This is a genomic window from Kitasatospora sp. P5_F3, from assembly GCF_054049135.1.
Window position 1 is genome coordinate 13,250 of the sequence record NZ_JBFUMY010000105.1, and the last position, 19,705, is coordinate 32,954.

At 70.6% G+C, this 19,705-nt stretch carries 15 protein-coding genes and 1 pseudogene; 14 read left to right on the forward strand and 2 right to left on the reverse strand.

All coding sequences use genetic code 11. The annotated features are described in order from the left end of the window. Positions 1 to 328: 328 nt before the first annotated feature. The 3 genes from ACXJMZ_RS34180 (at position 329) to ACXJMZ_RS34190 (ending at position 2,923) form a co-directional block, all read left to right on the forward strand. A complete protein-coding gene (locus ACXJMZ_RS34180) occupies positions 329 to 1,597 on the forward strand; it encodes a methyltransferase domain-containing protein (protein WP_457033909.1) in 1,269 nt (422 codons plus the stop codon). Between the two features lie 110 nt (positions 1,598 to 1,707). Continuing rightward, entirely contained in the window at positions 1,708 to 2,493 is a 786-nt protein-coding gene (locus ACXJMZ_RS34185; protein ID WP_457033910.1) for a CPBP family intramembrane glutamic endopeptidase, read from the forward strand. A gap of 55 nt (positions 2,494 to 2,548) precedes the next feature. After that, on the forward strand, positions 2,549 to 2,923 hold the full coding sequence (locus ACXJMZ_RS34190; protein ID WP_457033911.1) for a hypothetical protein: 375 nt from the start codon (positions 2,549 to 2,551) through the stop codon (positions 2,921 to 2,923). Between the two features lie 171 nt (positions 2,924 to 3,094). Here ACXJMZ_RS34190 and ACXJMZ_RS34195 read toward each other — a convergent pair whose 3' ends face one another. Beyond that, the gene (locus ACXJMZ_RS34195; RefSeq protein ID WP_457033912.1) at positions 3,095 to 5,827 is read right to left on the reverse strand and encodes an Ig-like domain repeat protein; all 2,733 of its coding nucleotides are present in this window, start codon (positions 5,825 to 5,827) and stop codon (positions 3,095 to 3,097) included. 1,314 nt (positions 5,828 to 7,141) lie between these two features. Between ACXJMZ_RS34195 and ACXJMZ_RS34200 the strand changes: the two genes are divergently transcribed. Next, positions 7,142 to 9,439 carry a hypothetical protein gene (locus tag ACXJMZ_RS34200; protein ID WP_457033913.1) on the forward strand — a complete coding sequence of 766 codons (2,298 nt, stop codon included), beginning with the start codon at positions 7,142 to 7,144 and terminating at the stop codon, positions 9,437 to 9,439. A 45-nt stretch (positions 9,440 to 9,484) separates the two neighbouring features. On the opposite strand, the gene ACXJMZ_RS34205 is transcribed toward ACXJMZ_RS34200, so the two are convergent. Continuing rightward, entirely contained in the window at positions 9,485 to 9,973 is a 489-nt protein-coding gene (locus ACXJMZ_RS34205; RefSeq protein ID WP_457033914.1) for a hypothetical protein, read from the reverse strand. A 251-nt stretch (positions 9,974 to 10,224) separates the two neighbouring features. Between ACXJMZ_RS34205 and ACXJMZ_RS34210 the strand changes: the two genes are divergently transcribed. From ACXJMZ_RS34210 to ACXJMZ_RS34255, 10 genes and pseudogenes are all read left to right on the forward strand, one after another. After that, positions 10,225 to 10,656 carry a GNAT family N-acetyltransferase gene (locus ACXJMZ_RS34210; protein ID WP_457033915.1) on the forward strand — a complete coding sequence of 144 codons (432 nt, stop codon included), beginning with the start codon at positions 10,225 to 10,227 and terminating at the stop codon, positions 10,654 to 10,656. A gap of 85 nt (positions 10,657 to 10,741) precedes the next feature. After that, a pseudogene (locus tag ACXJMZ_RS34215) lies at positions 10,742 to 11,260 on the forward strand (IS982 family transposase); the annotation flags it as partial. A gap of 229 nt (positions 11,261 to 11,489) precedes the next feature. Continuing rightward, positions 11,490 to 13,091, forward strand: coding sequence for an ABC transporter substrate-binding protein (locus ACXJMZ_RS34220; protein WP_457033916.1), 1,602 nt, complete (start codon positions 11,490 to 11,492; stop codon positions 13,089 to 13,091). A gap of 2 nt (positions 13,092 to 13,093) precedes the next feature. Further along, positions 13,094 to 14,110, forward strand: a complete 1,017-nt coding sequence (locus ACXJMZ_RS34225) for an ABC transporter permease (protein ID WP_457033917.1) — start codon at positions 13,094 to 13,096, stop codon at positions 14,108 to 14,110. After that, positions 14,107 to 15,024: an ABC transporter permease gene (locus tag ACXJMZ_RS34230; protein WP_457033918.1), complete on the forward strand. Its 918-nt coding sequence runs from the start codon at positions 14,107 to 14,109 to the stop codon at positions 15,022 to 15,024. The genes ACXJMZ_RS34225 and ACXJMZ_RS34230 overlap by 4 nt, the downstream gene beginning before the upstream one ends. Continuing rightward, positions 15,021 to 16,004 carry an ABC transporter ATP-binding protein gene (locus tag ACXJMZ_RS34235; protein ID WP_457033919.1) on the forward strand — a complete coding sequence of 328 codons (984 nt, stop codon included), beginning with the start codon at positions 15,021 to 15,023 and terminating at the stop codon, positions 16,002 to 16,004. Before ACXJMZ_RS34230 ends, ACXJMZ_RS34235 begins: the two co-directional genes overlap by 4 nt. After that, a complete protein-coding gene (locus ACXJMZ_RS34240; RefSeq protein ID WP_457033920.1) occupies positions 16,001 to 16,993 on the forward strand; it encodes an ATP-binding cassette domain-containing protein in 993 nt (330 codons plus the stop codon). The genes ACXJMZ_RS34235 and ACXJMZ_RS34240 overlap by 4 nt, the downstream gene beginning before the upstream one ends. After that, positions 16,990 to 17,895 carry a carbon-nitrogen hydrolase family protein gene (locus ACXJMZ_RS34245; RefSeq protein ID WP_457033921.1) on the forward strand — a complete coding sequence of 302 codons (906 nt, stop codon included), beginning with the start codon at positions 16,990 to 16,992 and terminating at the stop codon, positions 17,893 to 17,895. Before ACXJMZ_RS34240 ends, ACXJMZ_RS34245 begins: the two co-directional genes overlap by 4 nt. Before the next feature lie 1,049 nt (positions 17,896 to 18,944). Next, on the forward strand, positions 18,945 to 19,262 hold the full coding sequence (locus tag ACXJMZ_RS34250; RefSeq protein WP_457033922.1) for a hypothetical protein: 318 nt from the start codon (positions 18,945 to 18,947) through the stop codon (positions 19,260 to 19,262). Positions 19,263 to 19,465: 203 nt separating this feature from the next. Next, positions 19,466 to 19,705 (forward strand): alcohol dehydrogenase catalytic domain-containing protein (locus ACXJMZ_RS34255; RefSeq protein ID WP_457033923.1); only part of this gene is annotated, 240 nt, incomplete at its 3' end.

A 19,705-nucleotide genomic window follows, 5' to 3' on the forward strand; every position in this document is an offset into this window, starting at 1 on the left:
CTGGGACCGGCCTCGCCCGCTCGTGCCCGGACCAGCCACCGGCGGCCCCGCAGGCGCACCGAACTGCTCGGAGCCACGTTGCCCGGCTGGCTCTCCCGGCTGAGCCGACGGAACCGGACCCAGCCCCCGCCCTGCCCATCTCCGTACACCTCCCGGGCCGTCACCGGCCCTGTTGAGAAGAGAAGTTCATGATCGAGGAGATGGGCGCGCACAGCCGCTGGCAGGCCGTCGCCCACGCAGCCGTGGACGGACTTACGGACTGGCCGAACCCGACCGGCGGGCACCACGGCGGTGGTCAGCGGTGAGTGCTGACCTGCCGAAGAGGCCAGTGCGCGAGGGGCGTCGGCTGGTGCTCGGGGCGATGCTGAGCGCCCCGGTCCGGGCGGCGATGGAGGAGGTGCCGCGGCACCTGTTCGTCCCGGGCCGCTCCGCGCGAGCCGCCTACGAACCGCACCCGATCGTAGTGAAGAAAGGCCCCGGGGGCGTGGTGTGCTCGACCACCCCGCCCGGGGTCCAGGCCCAACTGGCGGAACTGGCGGCCGTCCAGCCGGGCCAGCGGATACTGCTGGCCGGCGCCGCACCCGGAATCACCGCAGCCGTGCTGGACACCCTTACCGGTCCACGTGGGCAGGTCGTCGCTGTCGAGCGAGACGAGGAGCTGGCCGGGCGCACGCGCCTGCTGCTGGCCGCAGCCGGTCACAGCCGCGTACGTGTCCTCCACGCCGACGCGACCGGGCAACTTCCCTTTGGTGAAGCCGAGTTCGACAGGATCGTGGCCACCGGGAGCCTCCCGGGTATCCCATCGGCTTGGTGGGGCCTGCTGCGGCCGGGCGGCCGGCTCGCGATGCCACTGCGCTGGCAAGGCCACACCCGCCTGATCGGCCTCGCCCACGAAGGCAGCCGGATGACTGCCGACGTCTGGCTGCCCGGCGACGCCCCGCCGCTGGCCTGGCCGTCGGCTCCGAACGGCGGCGCAGACCTTAAGGTGCGGGCCAGCACCGACGGCGAGGTACTGCTGTACCTCGCTCCCGAGCAGTTCACCGAAGCCGCTGCGGCTCAGGGGACGGTGGTCGGCTGGGGACATCCCCTCTGGTCCGGAGTGTCCATTCCCGCCGGGCAGCCCCTCGATGACCTGACCATCCTCCTGGCCGCTGACGGGGCAGCCGTCGGCCGCCTGCGCGCCACCTACGACCACCGCCGCCCGGCGCCGGCCACCGGGCGCAGCAGTCCCGCCCTGGTGGACGGGAGCCGCCTGGCGTATCTGACCCGCCGCCTCCACCACGACGCGCAGCTGGCCGTCCCGCGCTGGGAGCTCGGCACGGTAGGCCACGGCCCCGGCGGCTCCGAACTTGCCCGGGACTTGCTCGCGTTGGCCGCGACCTGGGCCCAGACGCCGGACCACCGCCCAAACCTCCACCTCTACCCCGACCGCATCCCCGACCCAATTCTCGGGGACGGGACCGCAGTCTCCCTGACCGCAGCGCGGCTGCTCATCACACCCCACCGCACGGCCGCACCGCCTGGGCCCGGCTCCGAGCCGACGCCCCCGCCGTCTGCCCGTCACATTGAGAACCAGGAACCGAGGAAGCAGAGTTGAGTACCGTCACCTCCCACCCCGTCACCGGCAACCCGCCACCGGCCACCCCCGGCCGATCCACTGGCTTGCACCTGGCCGGGCTGCTCCTGGTGGCACTCGGACCGACCGCGGTGTCCGTCGCCCTGGACGCGCTCGCCCGCGCAGGCCACCCCGTCCCGGGTGAGCGGGTGGCCGACGTTGTCCTGCGGCTGATCAGCATCTTCGCCGCCACGGTGTGGCTGGTCCTCCTCAACAGGCCCTCCGCCTGGTGGCGTTCCCTCCTGCTCACCGCCCTCAGCTCTACCGCGCTGATAGCCGAGGCCGCCTTGATCACGCACCCTGGCGTGCGGCCGGTGGCGGTGGCCAGCGTCACCGCCCTGGTCACCTGGCTCGCCCTCGTGCTCGTCGGCCGCAACGGCCTGACGCCCCGGCAGCTCCTTGAACGCCCCACGCCTGGAATCTCCGAGTCGCGCCAGCTCGTCACCGTCGCCGTGACCGTTGCGATCGCCGTTGTCACCTGCCTGGTCGTGCAGGCGCAGATGGCCGTGATCATGGACGACTCGGCAGGGATATACGCCACCGCCCAAGCCAGGGCCGTCGGGATCACTGGCCCCGTCACCTCCGTGATCGTCGTGCTCTGGAGCGTCGTTGCCGAGGAGTTGCTGCTGGTTGGCGCCATCACTGTGCTGGCCGACCGGGCGGGATGGGCTGTTGGCTGGATCTACCTGCTGTCGGTGGGAACGCGGGTCGCTCTGCACGGGTACCTCGGCTGGGCGGCGCTGCCCACCGCGCTGCTCGGGGTCGTCTTCCTCCTGCTGTACCGACGTACCGGCCTGCTGCTGCTCTTGATCGGCGTGCACGCGGCAGCAGACCTGCGCTACGACGTCGCCCATCTCCTGGACGGGCTGACGCGATGACCAACCAGCACAAGACCCAGACCACCGCTCCCGATTCGGCCCGATGACCCCCGCGGTGCGCACAGCAGTCGAGGACGCCAGCGCCTCGCAGGGGTTCGACACCCGTGAGGCCCACCTGTTGCAGCACAATCACAACTGGGTGATGCGCCTCCCGCATGCCGCCCCCTGGGGGTCGGTGATCGCCAAGGTCCACAAGGCTGGCGCCGGGCGGGACGCGGTGACCCGGCAGGTGCTGATCGCCGAGTGGCTGCACGAGAGCGGCATCCTCACCGCCCGCCCCGCCGGCACCCCCTGGCCCATCCAGGTGGGAGCGCACCTGGTCACCTTCACCCACGACCTCGGCGACGGCGGCCCCGTCACTTCGGAGGATCTGGGCCACCTGCTCGCCCAGCTGCACGACCTCCCCGTGCCCCGTCGGGACTCGGCCTGAGCCTGCGGGATCGCACGCGTGACAGCCCCTCGCCCAGCAGCGACGGCCCTGCGGAACCAGTCAGCGACACCGTCGAACCTGGCCGGGCCCACAGCCTTGGCTGCTGCTCGCGCGGACGCTTCGGCGTCGGCGAACGCCTCCTCGGCGGCTGAGGCTGCGGCGCGAGCATGCTCAAGGTCCTGCTCGGCCGTGTGCTCCCGGAGTTGTGCTTCGGTGAGGAGGTCTTCGAGGAGGTCGCGGGCGGGCCGCTTGGGGTCGAGCGGGGTCCGGCGAAGGGCGATGTTCTCGAGGTCGGGGTCGTCCTCGCCGGCGTACTCGCGGTAGAGCTCGGTTCGCTGGTCGAAGAAGAGGTGCTGCTGCTTGGCGACGGCCTTGTTGCGCAGCGCGACCGGGAAGATTCGAAGAGCGGCTGCGTGCTCTGCTCGCCCTCGCCGGGCCACCGCAAGGAGACCGTCGCCGACGGCGCGTGCTCGAACTGGGCTGGAAGAGCCGCACGTTCGCTCTGGCTGGCGATGCGCGCGTCGACCTGCGCAGGAGTGGGGGGGGGGGGGGGGGGGTGATCGACGTGGGGGTGAGAGCGGTGATCACGTGGGTGTCGTCGGTGGCCGTGGCGCTGCCCATCCCGATCGTGTCGCCGACCTTGAGACCGGCGGTGCTGACCACCTTGCAGGTGGTGGCCGTGCTGGAGCAGGAGCTGGTCAGTGTGGTCTGGGACGGGGACGAGGCGGTGCCGGTGTCGTTGGACAGGTCCGGGGTGTAGACGGCGGTGACGGAATGCTGGCCCGAGCCCAGGGAGTTGGTCGTGTAGGAGGCGGTGCCAGTGGAGCCGAGCGCCACCGGGGTCCCCAGGTTGACACCGTTGTCCCGGAACTGGACGGTTCCCGTCGCGGCCCACGACCGGGTGGCCGCGCCGACGATCGCGGTCAGCGTCACCGACTGTCCCGCGGTGACGGTGGCGGGTGAGGCGGTGACGGTGGTGGTGGTCGGCGCGCACATCGGGGAGAGCTTGTTGAGCTCGGCGATGGTCGCGGACCAGCCGAACTCGTTGTTGTCGCTGACGTAGTAGTAGGTAGCGCCGTTGGGCATCATCGCGATCGTGATGCCTCCGTACCCCGACATGAACGGCACGCGCAGTCCGCAACCGGGGACCTGGCCGGTCGTGGGGTAGGCCCACACGCCGTTGCTGTAGCGGTAGCCGCCGGACGCGGCCGTCCCGTCACCGTGCCCGGTCAGGTCCGCGCTGACGGCGGCGACGCCGGTGTCGGTGCTGCTGCGCTGCATGGCGGCGAGCATCTGTCCGCGGTCCGCGAGCTGTGTCCCGTCGGCAGCACCGTTGTTCTGGAACAAGGTCGCGAGCTTGGCGATGTCGTCGACCGTCCAGAAGAGTCCGTGGGCGCCGAACGGGCGGCCGGTCGTCGGGGAGGTTCCGGCTGCGGAGGCGTTGTCGGTGCGCTCCGTGGTCAGGGTGCCGGCGGTGAGGTGGAGAGGCGTGTAGACCTCGTCGCGCATGAGGTTGAACAGGTCGGCGCTCGGTCCGCGCTGCGACTGCAGGTATCCGGTCTCGGCCTGTGCCAGCAGGAAGTGGTCGACGCTGTGGTAGGCCCAGGTGTAGCCCTGTTCGCCCGTGTGGCGGGCGTAACCCAGTGCGTAGCCCATCTTCCCGGTCGTCGCGGTCCCGTAGGGCTCGGCATTGAGGAAGTTGGTCGTGTTGGCGCCGTTCTCGTCGCTCTCGTAGAGCTGCGAGTTGAAGTTCCCGGTGGCCATGTCGGCGGCGTTGTCGAACGTGACCGGCGCGGAGTTCCAGTTGCCGCTGGACGCCATCTCGGGGATGTAGTCCTTGAGGTTGAGGTTCCGGACACCGGGTCCGAAGTCCTGCACCAGTCTGGCCATCGACAGTCCGGCGAACGCCGACTTGGCCGTGGAGTAGGAGGGCAGGCGCATGTCCTTGCAGAAGGCGTAGGTGCCGTAGCGGGTCTGGCAGCCCTTGTTCGCAGACGTGCCGTCCGCCACGTAGTTCACGCCGTTGTAGACCACTCCGTAGGCGGTTCTCGCCGAGGGTGTGATGCCGCTGCCGAAGGTGGCGAGATTGAGCCCCGCCGCCGGATAGTCGGTGGCGAGGGCGGACAGCGGCTTGGTCGGCATGCGGTTTGCGACCTCTGCCGCCTCGGCGTTCTCCAGTGCGACGGCGTTGGGCACGGTGTGCGCGTTGTAGGTCGCGGCGAGCTGGCCCCACATGTCGAACTGGTGCAGCGCGCACGTCTCAGCCGTCACCTGGTAGGCGACGTTCGAGACCGAGGTCGCGTTGTACAGGAAGCTGAGCGCGCCGTTGTGGGCGCAGTTCTGGTTGCGGTCGACGAGCGCGAACGGCAGGGATGCCCGGGAGAACGTCCCGGCTGTGCCCGTGTCACCGCTCTCCGACCACGCGCGCCCCGGCCCCACGATGAGGTTGTACGTCGAGCCCGACTGCGTGTCGCCGGTGATCGTCAGACCCTGGACCGCTGGGATCAGGTAGCTGCCGTTCTGGACGATGTCGAGGCTGATCGGCGGCAGGTGCTTGCCGCAGCCGGTACAGCTCTTGATGCTCTTGAACCCTCCGCTGCCGGCGGGGTTGGTGAGGGTGAGGGTGCCCTCGAAGGTGAACTGCGGCGGCGCGGCAGCGGCAGGCAGGGCGAAGGCGGCATCGTCGACCGGGGCGCCGGGGTTCTGGGGGGTCGTCAGCTGACTGTAGGGCAGCAGGGTGCGCGAGACGGCGCCGTTCCCGGTCAGCGGGTCACCGGGTACCGGATTGGCGGTGGCCGCGGCCGCGGGCAGCGGGGCGATCAGGGCGGTGGCCGCCAGCGCTGCCGAGCTGAGCAGCAGGAGCGAGCGACGCCAGCGGCTGCGGTCGGCTGATCTTCGGTGCATGGTTCCTCCTTGGGTGGGGGTCTGGGGAGTCGGGTGCGAACAGGGGCAGGTGGGTACGGAGTAGCGATGGCGGGGCGCGTCGTCATTGCTCCTGTGCGCCTTGGTCGTTCCGTGGGCCGCCGAGCGGGCCGAGGCCGCGCACGACATCGCCGCCGCACGGCCTGGAAGGACGGGCGGGAACGGGAGTGCTACGTCGCACAGGCGCTTTCGCCCGGTGTTGAGGCTGACGGTGCCGTGGTCGCCAACCGCGGAAGGTCGGGTGTCGAGGAGGAAGGTGACGAACTGCTCGCCTTGCCCTTCCTCAGCCGGCCGGCATCGCTCAGGGCAGTGGGTGGGTGAGGTCGGCGGCGGCCACCGCGTTCTGGCTGGCCGACGCGGCATCCCGTTCCTTTTCGCTCCCACGGCGGACCGAGGCAGCAGGCAACGGGGTCAATCCGAGTGTCGGAGAAACGTCGCAGGTCGGGATGGGGGCGGAGCGCAGGGACATGGAGGGCTCCAGGAGGGTCCAGCTGCTCGTCGGCCGGGGCCGCGGCGCTGCTGTGGGGGTTGCCGGTATTTTGCTGGCCGCTCACCGTGCCGTCCAATGCCAATGTGTGCCCCGGCGCCTGCCTTGGAGGCATAGGTGGAGGTCAGGCGCTGCGTTGGTTCATCACGGTCTACGACCATGGCTCACGACGAAGGCGGCCGAGGCGCTCTTCGTGGCCCAGCCGTCGCTTCACGACAGATCAGGCGGCTGGAGGGCCGCTGGGTCTGCGGCTGTTCGAACACATCGGCGGCCGACTGCGAATGAGCCCAGCCGGGCGTCAGTTCCCGGTGATCGGGCGGGACCTGACGGTCCGCCGCAAGCGGCCGAGGACGCGGCCACCGCACTCGGCATGAACCAAGTAGCCACCAACAGTCGCTGTTCGAACCACCTACCGCCGGGCTCCCCACGTGACGGGCCGAGGTGCAGGGGAGTTCTCGTGAGTGGCCGGCTCGGACGGCGGAGCCCTGGGTGCGGGCAGGTGTAAGGCCCCTGACCGGACGCTTCTCACCACAAGATCGTCTGCTGAACCAGAGGCTTCACGTTGGTCACCTGTACTGCCACGCTCGACGTCCCGTGCTGCACCGCGGAGTTCCTCACCCGGCTGCTGGCTGCCCGCCGGCGGCGGTTGCGCATCCTGTGGCAGCTGCCCGCGGCCGCCGGCCCGGCCGACCTGACCCCGGCCGATGCCTTTGGGGCCTGCTGTCGAAGCCCACTTGGTCTTTGTCGGCAGCACCGCGCGTCGCCAGAATCCGGGCACACCCCCTCGCATTCCCCCACAGGAGTTCACCGTGTCCGTCTTGTACGCCCGGCGCCGCTGGGCCGTGTTGACTCTCCTCGCGCTGGCCCTGGCCCTCGTGCCGGTCTCGCCGCTGGCGGCGAGACCCGCGTACGCCGCGACCGCCGTCCCCGGTGATCCGCTCACCGGCAGCGGCGCCGTGACCAGGTCGGTGCTGACCGCCGCCGACCTGACCAGCGGCGCGGCCACCGGTACCGTCACCGGCGGCGCCTTCGCGCTGCCTGCGGCGGCCGCTGCCCCGACGAACACCTTCGAGGGCACTCTGACGCTCAACGGCATGGCCACCGCCGGCGGCTTCAGCACCGTCAAGGACACCTACAACTACGCGGCCACCGCCGCGCTCAAGCACCTGCCGCCGGTGAGCATCGACCTCGTGCAGAACGGCAGCCACGTCATCCCTGCCGTCCGCGGCCTGCAGATCACCGGTAGCGGGTACTGGAACCTGATCGTCGAGGGCGGCCGCACCTGGAACGAGAGCGGCGACGGCGGACGCACCCGGCTCTCGCTGCCCTTCGCGCTGGTCGAGCGCAACGCCAACTGCGTGCACAACGGCCTGCTGACGTTCCTCTTCAACGGCAGCACGATCTCCCAGGTCCGCTACCAGATCGTGCACGAGACGTGCGAGTACTTCCAGTTCGACATGTGGGGCCAGGTCGGCGCGACCTACTCCCGGCACACCGTGACCGGTCGCACCGACCTGGCGACCGCGTACGCCGCCGAGGTCGCCAACCGCATCCCGACCAAGCCGATCAGCGCGCTGAGCACCGACTACCCGAACGCCGGCATCGACACCAGCGCGTTCGGCAGCGGCATCACCGCCTCGGCGCTGAGTACGTACGGCGTGTCCTACGGCGGGGTGAACTACGTCGGCGGGTGCCAGACCCGGCAGGGCGCGTACCCGTACTGCAACCAGATGGTGCTGCCGTCGTACTCGCTGGCCAAGACGATGTTCGCCGGCATCGTGCTGATGCGGCTGGCACAGGTCTACGGCTCGTCCGTGCCGTCGCAGCTGATCCGCGACTGGGTCAGCGAGGCGAACACCTCCGCCTGGACCGGCGTCACGCTCCAGGACACCGCGAACATGGCCACCGGCAACTACTCCTCCAGCGCCTTCGAGTCCGATGAGGCCAGCAGCGGCATGACGGCGTTCTTCGGCGCCGAGGCGTACGGGCCGAAGATGACCGCCGCGCTGGCCTTCCCGCACTCCGCCGCGCCCGGCACGCAGTGGGCCTACCACTCCTCCGACACCTTCGTGCTGACCCGGGCGATGCAGAACTACCTGGTGTCCAAGGCCGGCGCCGGCAGCGACATCTACCGCTGGATCCGCGACCAGGTGCTGGTCCCGCTGCACCTGAGCCCGGACGTGCTGACCACCGTGCGCACCGACAACAGCGCCGCCGGGCAGCCGCTCGGCGGGTACGGCCTGTTCTACACGCAGGACGACATCGCCAAGGTCAGCCGGTTCCTGAACGCCGACGGCGGGAAGATCGGCGGCGTGCAGATGCTCAACCCGACGCTGCTCGCCGACGCGATGCAGAAGAACCCGGCGAACCGCGGCATCACCACGAGCGCCGACACGACCGGCAAGACCTACCAGTACCAGAACGGCCTGTGGGCCCAGCAGTTCACCTCGGCGGACAACCCGGTGTTCACCAGCCCGGTGTACGTGCCGTTCATGTCCGGCTTCGGCGGCATCACCGCGGCGTTGCTGCCCAACGGCGCAACGTACTACGCCTTCAGCGACAACGACGAGTTCAACTGGTCGGCGGCGGCCGCGCAGGCGTACAAGCTGCCCGCCACCGGCGGGGGCGGCGGGACGTGCACGGCCGGCCAGCTGCTCGGCAACGGCGGCTTCGAGACCGGGACGGCGTCGCCGTGGACGACGGGCGACAAAGTCGTCTCCAGGAACACGCTGAAAGCGCCGCACAGCGGCACCTGGTTCGCCTGGATCGACGGCTTCGGCACCACACACACCGACACGCTCGCGCAGAAGGTGACGATCCCGGCCAACTGCACCCACGCCAACCTGGCCTTCTACCTGCACATCGACACCGCGGAGACGCAACCCGTCGCCTACGACACGATGACCGCCGCCGTGCTGGACTCCTCCGGCACCGCGCATCCGCTGGCCACCTGGTCCAACACCAACGCCGCGCCCGGCTTCACCCTGCGCACCTTCGACCTGTCGGCGTACGCCGGGCAGAGCGTCACGCTGCGATTCTCCGGGACGGAGGACTCCTCGCTCCAGACATCGTTCGTCATCGACGACGCGTCGCTGAGCACCAGCTGAGCACCAGCTCGCGTACCTGCTGAGCCGCCGGCGCGGCCCCCGCTGTCACAGGCCGAAGTACGCCCGCACCCCGTGCACCAGCGGCTCGATCGCCTGCGCCGCGTACCACCTGGCATACAGCGTGATCCGCCGGTCCCCGGACGCCACCGCGACACCGTGCCCCGCGGCCGCGAGCGTCTGCGCGATCGCGGGATCGACGTCGTCACAGGCCGCCGTGCAGTACACGCCGACCGCTGAACCGCGTGGTGCGACGCCGGTTGCTCGATCCGCAGCCGTCGTACGCCTCCCCTGCATTCCCGGGCGGCGGGTGCGCCACCAACGGCAGCCTGGCGATCCCCTCCCCACCCGCCGGCTGCTCCGGCGGCGGCGCCCTGGAAATCGCCAGGTCCGCCCCCGCCGCGGCGCCGCGGCGGCGTCGCAAGGCGGCACCTCCACGACGCTGAATTGCGCCGCGTCCGCCCGTATCTGCGCGATGAACGGCGCCATCACGTCGGTGACCGTGTTCACCAGCGCGGCCGGCGCGATCTTCCCCATCCCGCCGCCGGCCCGCGCCGCCGCCTTCAGCGCGGCGTCGCATCGCGCGGTCAGGTGCGCGCGATCGGCAGGAACCGTCGCCCGGCCGGCGTCAGCCGCAGGCGGCCCGCGGTGTGGTCGGACGGCCGCAACCACAGCCCCAGCTCGCCCCCTGGAAGCCCCTGGACGAGTCATTCCGAAGTGATCGCGATCCGTCATGCCGAGTGCTGTGGTCGGTGGCTTTGGGCGGAGTGGGCTGCTTGGATGCAGCCATGAGCACTGATCTGCCGGACGGCTATGAGATATCCGCCGATCCAGACCGTCTTGACCGTGCGGTCATTCATGAGTGGCTGTCCACGGATGCGTACTGGGCGATGGGGCGATCCCGGGAGAAGCAGGACGCGGCGATAGCCAACTCCCTGAACTTCGGGGTCTACGACAGCGGCACCGGCGCCCAGCTCGGCTATGCCCGCGTGGTCACCGACCAGGCCACGTTCGCGTGGCTATGCGATGTCTACGTTGCTCGCAACGGCCGGGGGAAGGGTCTGGGGCACGCCCTCGCCAACGCTGTCTGTGAGCACCTCGAGCCCTACGGGCTGCGCCGGGTGCTGCTGGTCACCGCGGACGCGCACGCGATCTACGCCAAGTCGGGCTTCGCGGCGCTTGAGACGCCGGAGAAGTGGATGACGCGCGGCGCGCAGTAGGCCCGCGCCACTGCTTGGAGCCGCCCTTTCGCCAGCAGGCGGCCCGGAGGCGCAGGCAGGGAATCCAAGATCGTTCTGTGACTGGATCCTCGGCTCCTCGCCGGTCGAGTGCGGACGCTCGCGACCCACGGTGAAACGATCGGACCTGGCCGGCTGGGCCGGCTATGGATACTGCGCCAGTCACTCCCGGTACTTTTGGGGCCTGCGGCTCTACCTGGTGTGCACCCCGACCGGGATGCCGATCCTGTGGGCACTGGCGACCCCGAAGCCCGACGAGCGCGAGGTACTCCGGGCCATGCAGGGCTTCGCCTCCACGGAGTTCGAAGCCGACCTGTCCCTACGCGGGCGCACGACTACTACGCCCCTCGTTCAACGGGAGAAGCGTCGCAAGGGCGAGTCTTTGCTGAAGTCGGTGCGGCAGTTGAACGAGTCGGTGAACGACACCCTCAAGGGCCAGCTCGACCTGGAACAACACGGCGGCCGGACCTTCGAGGGCGTCGCCGTCCGCGTCGCCCAGCGCATCCTCGCGCTCGCCGCGTCGATCTGGCACAAGTACAAGACCGGGCAGCCGGTCATCCGATCCCTGATCGCTTACGGCCACTGATCACTTCGGAATGACTCGTCTAGCCTGCGGACCTGCCGCGACAGTGACGGCTGGGCAACGAACAGCGTCCAGTGTCGTGTCCAGTGTCCAATTCACTATGCCTCCAAGGCATGTATTTCAGCACGGACAGGCATTGGACGACATGGTGACTGGCCAGCAAGATTCAGCGCAACCCCCACAGCAGCGCGGCGGCACCGGCCGCAAGCAGCTGGATCTTGAGGAGCCCGATATGTCCCTGCGCAAGACCAGAGCCTCGACCTGCGCCCTGACCCTGACCCTGAGCCTGGCGCTGATGTCCGCCTCGGCCTGCAGTGGCTCCGCAGGATCGCAGTCCGCCTCGTCGGCCATCCTGAAGGTCGCGACCACCGCCGACGTCACCACCTGGGACCCGGTGAAGTCGTTCTCCACCGAGGTCTTCTACCTGGCCAACGTCTACGAGCCGCTGCTGTGGAAGAACCCCGCCGGCTCCGACCAGCCCTACCGGCCGGCGCTCGCCACCTCGTGGGAGGCAAGCCCCGACAAGCTGACCTGGACCTTCCACCTGCGCACCGGCGTCACCTTCCACGACGGCGAACCGCTGACAGCAGCCGCGGTCAAGGCGTCCGTCGAGGCCGCCGCGGACCACGGCGGCGCGAGCTTCATCTGGGCGCCGCTGAAGAGCGTCGAGACGCCCGACGAGCACACCGTCGTGATGAAGCTCAGCCAGGCCGCGCCGATGGACCTGATCGCCTCCAGCATGTACGGGGCGTGGATCGTCAGCCCGAAGGCGCTGGCCGCCGCCAAGGCCGACCCGAAGTACTTCGACTCCGGCAAGGACGGCGGCACCGGACCGTACACGATCGCGGAGTACTCCTCGGGCCAGCGCATCGTGCTCAAGAATTACGCGAGCTACTGGGACGGCTGGAAGAAGGACTCCTACACCACCGTCGTCAACACCATCACCCCGGAATCCGTGGTGCAGCAGCAGATGCTCACCAGCGGCCAGGCGGACCTGGCCACCAGCCTGCCGCTGGAGAACATCGACCAGTTCAAGAACGACGAGCGCTTCACCGTCACCACTTGTAAGACCGCCTCGGACTACGTCGGCTTCTTCAACACCACCCGCAAGCCATTGGACGACGTCCGGGTCCGGCAGGCACTGTCGTACGCCATCCCGTACCAGGACATCATCACCGTCGGCGCGCACGGCTTCGGCACGCAGTCGCGCGGCCCCGTCCCGCAGGGCATCTTCCCGTACTCGGACAGCACCCCGCAGTACCGCCAGGACCTCGCCAAGGCCAAGGACCTGCTCGCGGCGGCCGGCTACCCCGACGGCGGGGACCTGACGCTGAACGTGACCTACGCCGCGGAGAACCAGGCCCAGGCCCGCTTCACGCCGCTGATCAAGGACGCATTCGCCAAGATCGGCGTCACCGCCAACGTCCAGGCGCTGCTGTTCAACCAGCAGTGGGACCGCGCGAAGGCCGACCCGAAGTCCGCACAGGACATCTTCCTGCTGCTGTACTGGCCGACCTACTCCGACGCCGGCTCCGACAACCTCTACTCGCTGTTCCACTCCAGCGACAAGCCGTCCTTCAACCTCAGCTACTGGAAGGACAGCACCTTCGACAAGCTGCTCGACGACGCCGGGGCCCACACGGCGACCGACAACGCCAAGGCCATGAGCGAGTACGGCCAGGCCCTGAACCGCCTGTACGACCAGGCACCCGGCTTCTTCCTTTACGACGCGACGAACCCGCTGGTCGTCCCGAAGACCGTGAAGGGCATGGCCTGCAACCAGAACTACTCCTCCAACTACAACTTCCACGCCCTGACCCGCGCGGGGGCCTGAGCATGCGGCGCTTCCTGTTCCGCAGGGCTGCGGCGGCGGCCGCTGTCCTGCTCGGGACCACCATCGTCACCTTCGTACTGGCCCGCGTGGTCCCCGCCGACCCGGCCCTCGCCTACCTCGGCCCCAAGGCCCGGCCCGAGCAAATCGCCGAGATCCGACACCAGTTGGGCCTGGACCAGTCACTCCCGATGCAGTACGCGCACTACCTCAGCGGACTGGTCCGCGGCGACTGGGGCACCTCGATCGGCACCAAGCAGCCCGTCACCTCCGAGATCTTCGGACGGCTCCCGGCCACCCTCGAACTGCTGACCGCCGCCATGACCATCGCGCTCGTCCTCGGCATCGCGCTCGGCGTGATCGCCGCGGTGCGCCGGCAACGGCTGGCCGACCACGTCATCCGGATGCTGGCCATCGGCGGCGTGTCGATGCCGGCCTTCTGGCTCGGACTGCTGCTCCAGGTCACCGTGTTCGGGCAGTTCGGCCTGTTCGCCCTGACCGGGCGCAACGAACCGGACCTGGAGTTCACCGACCCGATCCGGGACATCACCGGCTTCCACCTGGTCGACGCGCTGCTGACCGGCAACGCCGCCGGGTTCACCGACACTCTCAACCACCTGGTGCTGCCCGCGCTGACGCTGGCCGCGTACCCCCTCGGCGTCATCGCCCGGATGACCCGCGCCTCGATGATCGAGGTGCTGGCCGCCGACCACATCCGCGCCGCGCGCGCCTACGGGCTGCGTGAGCGGATGACGGTCGGCAAGATCGCCCTGCGCGGCGCGCTGCCGCCGGTCGTCACCGTCGCGGGCCTGACCCTGGCCTACTCGCTAACCGGAGCGTTCTTCGTGGAAGTGGTCTTCAACTGGCCCGGCCTCGGGCAGTTCGCGGCGACCGCGCTTCTCAACGCCGACTATCCGGCGATCATGGGCGTCACGGTCCTCGGGGCGGCCGCCTACATCCTGGTCAACCTGGCCGTGGACATCGTGCAGGCCCGCCTCGACCCGAGGGTGAGACTCACATGACGCTCCTCGCCGCAACCACCGGCCCACCCGACACCGTCCGCACCGCGGACACCCCCACACCCACCCGCCTGCGCCGGATCGCCACCGCGCTGCTGCGCGACCGCCTCGCCCTGATCGGCGTGCTCCTGGTCGGCGCGCTGCTCGTCCTCGCCGTCTTCGGGCCCTGGCTCGCACCCTTCCCCGACCAGGGCCGCGGCGTCGCCGACGTAGCGCACCGCAACCTCGCGCCCGGCACCGGCGGCCACCTGCTCGGCACCGACCCGCTCGGCCGCGACGTGCTGTCGCGGATCATCATCGGCGCCCGGCCCGCACTGCTGACGCCACTGCTGACGGTGGCCCTCGCAGTCGCCGTCGGCGTCCCGCTCGGCCTGCTCGCCGGCTACCGCGGCGGCCGGCTCGACGAGGCCGTCATGCGGATCGCCGACATGTTCCTGGCGTTCCCGCCGCTGCTGCTCGCCATGGTCATCGCGGCGATGCTCGGGCCCAGCCTGATGCACGCCGGCATCGCCCTCGCCATCGCCTGGTGGCCCTGGTACACCCGGCTCGCCCGCGGCCTCGCCGCCGGGCTGCGGGACCGGCCCTTCGTCGACGGCGCGAGGGCACTGGGCCTGTCCGACACCACCATCCTGGCCCGCCACGTGCTGCCGAACGCCGCCGCGCCGATCGTCGTCCAGGCCAGCATCGACATCGGCACGGTGATCCTCGCCTCCGGGTCGCTGGCCTTCCTCGGCCTCGCCGCACAGGCGCCCACGCCGGACTGGGGCCTGATGGTCTCCGACGGGCGCAGCTACGTGCTGTCGCAGTGGTGGCTGTCCGCGCTGCCCGGTGCGGCAATCTTCCTGGCCGTGCTCGCCTTCAACGTCCTCGGCGACGCGCTGCGGGACATCCTCGACCCCAGGGCGGTGACCCGATGACGCTGCTGACCGTCGAAGATTTGACGATCGAGTTCCCACGGCCCGGTGGCCGGTCCGGCGGCGCGACCCGGCCGGTGCGCGGCGTCACGCTCACCGTCGAACCCGGGCAGACCCTCGGCGTCGTCGGCGAGACCGGCTGCGGCAAGACCCTCACCGGCCTCGCCGTGCTCGGCCTGCTGCCGCCCGCCGCGCAGGCCCGCGGCAGCATCCGGCTGGACGGCCGCGAACTGCTCGGCGCGCCGCCGTCGCAGCTGCGCGCGGTACGCGGCGGCGCGATCGCCATGGTCTTCCAGAACCCGGCGACCGCCTTCGACCCGGTCCGCCCCCTGCGCACCCAGTTCGAGCGCGTCATCCGGCGGCACCGCGGCGGCTCGCGCGAGCAGGCCAGGGCCCGCGCTGCGGAACTGCTCGCCGAGGTTGAACTGCACGACACCGACCGGGTGCTCGGCAGTTACCCACACCAGCTGTCCGGCGGCATGCTGCAACGCGCGATGATCGCGCTGGCGCTGTCCTGCGAGCCGCGGCTGATCATCGCCGACGAGGCCACCAGCGCGCTCGACGTGACCGTCGCCCAGCAGGTCAGACGGCTGCTGCTGCGGCTCCAGCACGCGCACGGCTTCGGGGTGCTGTTCGTCACCCACAACCTCGGCGAGGCCCGCGACCTGTGCGACCGCGTCGCCGTGCTGTACGCGGGCGAGGTGGTCGAGGCCGGGCCGGTCGAGGACGTGTTCACCGCCCCCGCGCACCCGTACACCAAGGCGCTGCTGGCCGCGGTGCCCACCGTGGACGACGACGGCGCGCCGCTGGCCTCGCTGCCCGGCGAGGTCCCGGCCGACGTGCTGGCCGTCACCGGCTGCGTCTTCGCTAACCGATGTCCGCAGGTCGCCGACCTGTGCCGCAGCACGCCGCCCGCGGCGCGCACGCTGTCCGGCGGCCGCAGTGCCCTCTGTCACTTCGCCGATCCGGAGGTCGCGGCGTGATCCCCGACACCCCCCACACCCCCGACACCTTTGACGTCTCCGGCGTCCCCGCTGTCCTGCGCGTGCAGGACCTGGTCGTCGCGTACGGCCAGCACCGCGCGGTGGACGGCGTCGGCTTTCGCATCGCGCCCGGCGAGTCGTACGCCGTCGTCGGCGAGTCTGGCTGCGGGAAGACGACGCTCGCCCGTACCGTGCTCGGCCTGCTCAGACCCGCGGCCGGCGAGGTCGCGCTGGAAGGAGTCAGGCTCGACCAGGCCAGGGGCCGCGACCTGCGGGCGCTGCGACAGCGGGTGCAGATCGTCTTCCAGAACCCGTTCGCCGCGCTCAACCCGCGGATGACCGTGGCCCGGCTGGTGGACGAGCCGCTGCGGCTCGCGCAGCCGGACCTGACCGCGGCCGGCCGCGCCGAGGCCGTCTCGGCGCTGCTGGCGTCGGTCGGCCTGGCCGACCGGTTCCTGGGGCGGCGGCCGCACGAGCTGTCCGGCGGCCAGTGCCAGCGCGTCGCGATCGCCCGGGCTCTCGCGATGGACCCGGTGCTACTGGTGCTGGACGAGCCGACGTCGGCGCTGGACGTGTCAGTCCAGGCGCAGGTGCTCAACCTGCTCGCCGACCTGCGGCAGCACCGCGGCCTGGCATACCTGCTGATCAGCCACGACCTCGGCGTCGTACGGCGCCTGGCCGACCGGATCGGCGTCATGCGCGCCGGGCGGCTGGTCGAGGAGGGGCCGGCGCAGCAGGTGCTGCACGAGCCCGCAGCGGACTACACCCGGGCACTGATCGCTGCCGTGCCCGGCCGCGGGCGGGCCGCCCTGATGGGCGGCGCGGACGCGGGAGACGAGGCGGGGAGCGGTGCTGCGGGGGGTCCTGCTCCGGACGACGGCGCCCGTGCCGACCCGTCGGCTAAACCAGCGCCCGCAGCCGCATCCGGCGCGGCGGCCGTACCCGCATCCGAACTCAGCGCACCGAGCAGCATAGGGAGTAGCCAGTGAGCCGCATCATCGGGATCGCTGCCGCGCAGGTGGCGCCAGTGCCCAACGACCCCGAGGCCACCCTCGCCAAGTTCGAGCGCGAGGTCCGCACGCTGGCCTCCTCGATGCCGGCCCTGGACCTGCTGGTCTTCCCCGAGTACTACCTGACGGGGATGGGCAGCTTCGACGCGCCGTCGGCGCCCGGCTACATCGACCGGGTCGCCGAGGAGATCCCCGGGCCGCTCACCGATCGGCTGTGCGCACTGGCCGCCGAGACCGGCAAGTGGATCGTCCCCGGCACGATCGCCGAGCGCAACGGCGACCTCCTGCACAACACCGCGCTGGCGATCTCGCCGGAGGGCGAGATCGTCGCGCGCTACCGCAAGCTGTTCCCCTGGATGCCCTACGAGCGGTCGGTGCCCGGCGACGAGCACGTGGTCTTCGACATCCCCGGTATCGGCCGGTTCGGCCTGGCCATCTGCTACGACGGCTGGGTCCCGGAGATCATGAGGACGCTGGCCTGGATGGGTGCGGAGGTCATCCTCCAACCCACGTACACCCGAACCTCCGACCGCGCGCAGGAGCTCGTCCTGGCCCGCGCCAACGCGATCACCAACCAGGTCTACGTCGTCAACCCCAACATCGGCGCGCTGTTCGGGACCGGCCGCTCGGTCGTCACCGATCCCGAAGGCCGCCTGATGGCCGAGGGTGGCAGCGGCGAGGAGTTCCTCACGCTCTTCCTCGACCTCGACCTGGTCTCCACCGTCCGCGAGCACGGCACCGCGGGACTCAACGCCCTGTGGAAGCAACTGCGCGACGCCGCCCCGCCCTTTCCCCCCGCCCTGCTCGGCTACGAGGCCGGCGCCGTCATGCGGGGCCTCGGCTCCCTCCGCACCCCGACCGAGCCTGCCGAAGTCCACTGACCGCAGCAGCGCCCAGCCTGCACGTATCATCCGGGGTCGCGTCCCGGGCATGACCGGAAACGCGAAAGTGCCTTCTGAGCTGCGACGATGAGGCTTGTCTAAGGCCCCATTCGTACCAGCAGGAAGGCACTTTCTGCGTGCCGCTCGCGTCCCAGGCTCGTCGTCAGCGCCGACGGGCCAGGCCGCCGTCACCTACAAACGCGGCTTCGGATACCACCCGATGCCCTGCTTCCTGGACAACACCTGCGTGGTCCTCGCCAGCATCCTGCGACCGGGCAACGCCTGCGCGAACACCGCCACCAACCACATCACCGCCCTCGATCAAGCCCTCGCGCAGAGCCCTGACGCCTACGGCCACGCCACCCCGATCTCACCGCGCCAGCAGCCCGGGAAGCGCCAAAGCCTTCCTCACCCACCTACCCGGCCTCGGGCAGCACGGGGTCCAGACCACCTTCTCCGCTAGCCACGGCGTCACCCGACTCCGTCCGCAAGGCCATCCGCGCCCTACCCGAACAGCTCTGGCACCCCGCGCTGGAACAGGACAGGACCCTCCGTGCCGGCGCTGAGGCCGCCGAACTCACCGGCCTGGTTCACCTCACCGGGCACCGGACGGCAGCCCGCCGCCTACGCCTGCGGATCGCCGCCACCTGGCCTTGGCACAACGAACTGACCGCGGCGTTCACCCCCCCCTGCAACCCTGACCACCCACGCCCCAAGGACCCCGGATCACCCGGCCATTGCGCCGGGCCCTCGGCGTGCCCAACGACCGACGCCAGCCCCGCAACCTCCGACACAGGGATCACCCCAATCAGCCGACGCGAATGAAACACGGAGGCTAGCTGCGCACCGCGGCCTGGCCGAGTCCGGCCGCCCGACCTCGGGCCGCCCAGCTTGGAACCTGTTCGTCGCGCCCTGGGCCCACCCTGCTCGCTCGCCTCGGCCGCGCTGATCGGCGCGGCCGCCMCCGCGCTCGGCAGCGCCGGCGGCCTCAAGAACGTCAAGAGCTGATCCGCTGCGGCAAGCACCTGCCGCCGTTGAGCAGCAGCCTGGTGCAGAACGGCAGCCGCCTGATCCCCACCGTCCATGGCCTGGCCATCACCGGTGACACGCAGTCCGACTCGACGTTCAACCTCATCGTCGGGCCGGATCGCGCCTGGTCGGAGAACGGCGACACCGGCGCCGCGGGCGCCTTCTCCCGTGCCGCCCTGCCGTTCGCACTGGTCGACCGCAACCAGAACTGCGTCCACAAGGGCGAGTTGAGCTTCCTGTTCAACGCGACCCACCATCTGTTCTTCGCGCCGACGCGGGAGGAGGCGGCGTGGGCGGCGGAGCGGATGGAGATCAGCTGGCCCTGCTGCTGGCGTTGAAGTCGTACCAGCGGATGGGCCGGTTCCCGAGGCCGGAGGAGTATCCGAAGGCGGTGGGCGGGTGGCGCATTCGTCGACCCTTGACAGCCTCGGTCTCCTGTCCCAGACCCGGGTGCAAAGCAGGCGTCTCAGCTCTCGGCGGGGGCGGCGGGCTGGTCTGCTTGCCGGGAATCGGATCGCCATCAACGGGGTTGGTGGGGGACATGCGAGCGATTCAGGTGTACGAAGTGGGCGGTCCCGAGGTGCTGCAGGAGGCCAAGGTGGACCAGCCGCGGCCGGGTCCGGGCGAGGCGCTCGTGGAGGTCGCCGCATCCGGGGTCAACTTCCTCGACGTCTACCACCGCGAAGGCCGGTACAGCCTCCCGCTGCCCTTCACCCCGGGCGCTGAGGGCGCCGGCACGGTCGTCGAAGTTGGACCCGGCGCCGCTGACGTCGCAGTCGGG

What these genes read in the sequence shown, in the direction of transcription:
- ACXJMZ_RS34195 (WP_457033912.1), bottom strand. Translation starts at nt 5,827, where the DNA reads ATGCACCGAAGATCAGCCGACCGCAGCCGCTGGCGTCGCTCGCTCCTG.
- ACXJMZ_RS34205 (WP_457033914.1), bottom strand. Translation starts at nt 9,973, where the DNA reads ATGGGGAAGATCGCGCCGGCCGCGCTGGTGAACACGGTCACCGACGTG.
- ACXJMZ_RS34210 (WP_457033915.1), top strand. Translation starts at nt 10,225, where the DNA reads ATGAGCACTGATCTGCCGGACGGCTATGAGATATCCGCCGATCCAGAC.
- ACXJMZ_RS34220 (WP_457033916.1), top strand. Translation starts at nt 11,490, where the DNA reads ATGTCCCTGCGCAAGACCAGAGCCTCGACCTGCGCCCTGACCCTGACC.
- ACXJMZ_RS34225 (WP_457033917.1), top strand. Translation starts at nt 13,094, where the DNA reads ATGCGGCGCTTCCTGTTCCGCAGGGCTGCGGCGGCGGCCGCTGTCCTG.
- ACXJMZ_RS34230 (WP_457033918.1), top strand. Translation starts at nt 14,107, where the DNA reads ATGACGCTCCTCGCCGCAACCACCGGCCCACCCGACACCGTCCGCACC.
- ACXJMZ_RS34235 (WP_457033919.1), top strand. Translation starts at nt 15,021, where the DNA reads ATGACGCTGCTGACCGTCGAAGATTTGACGATCGAGTTCCCACGGCCC.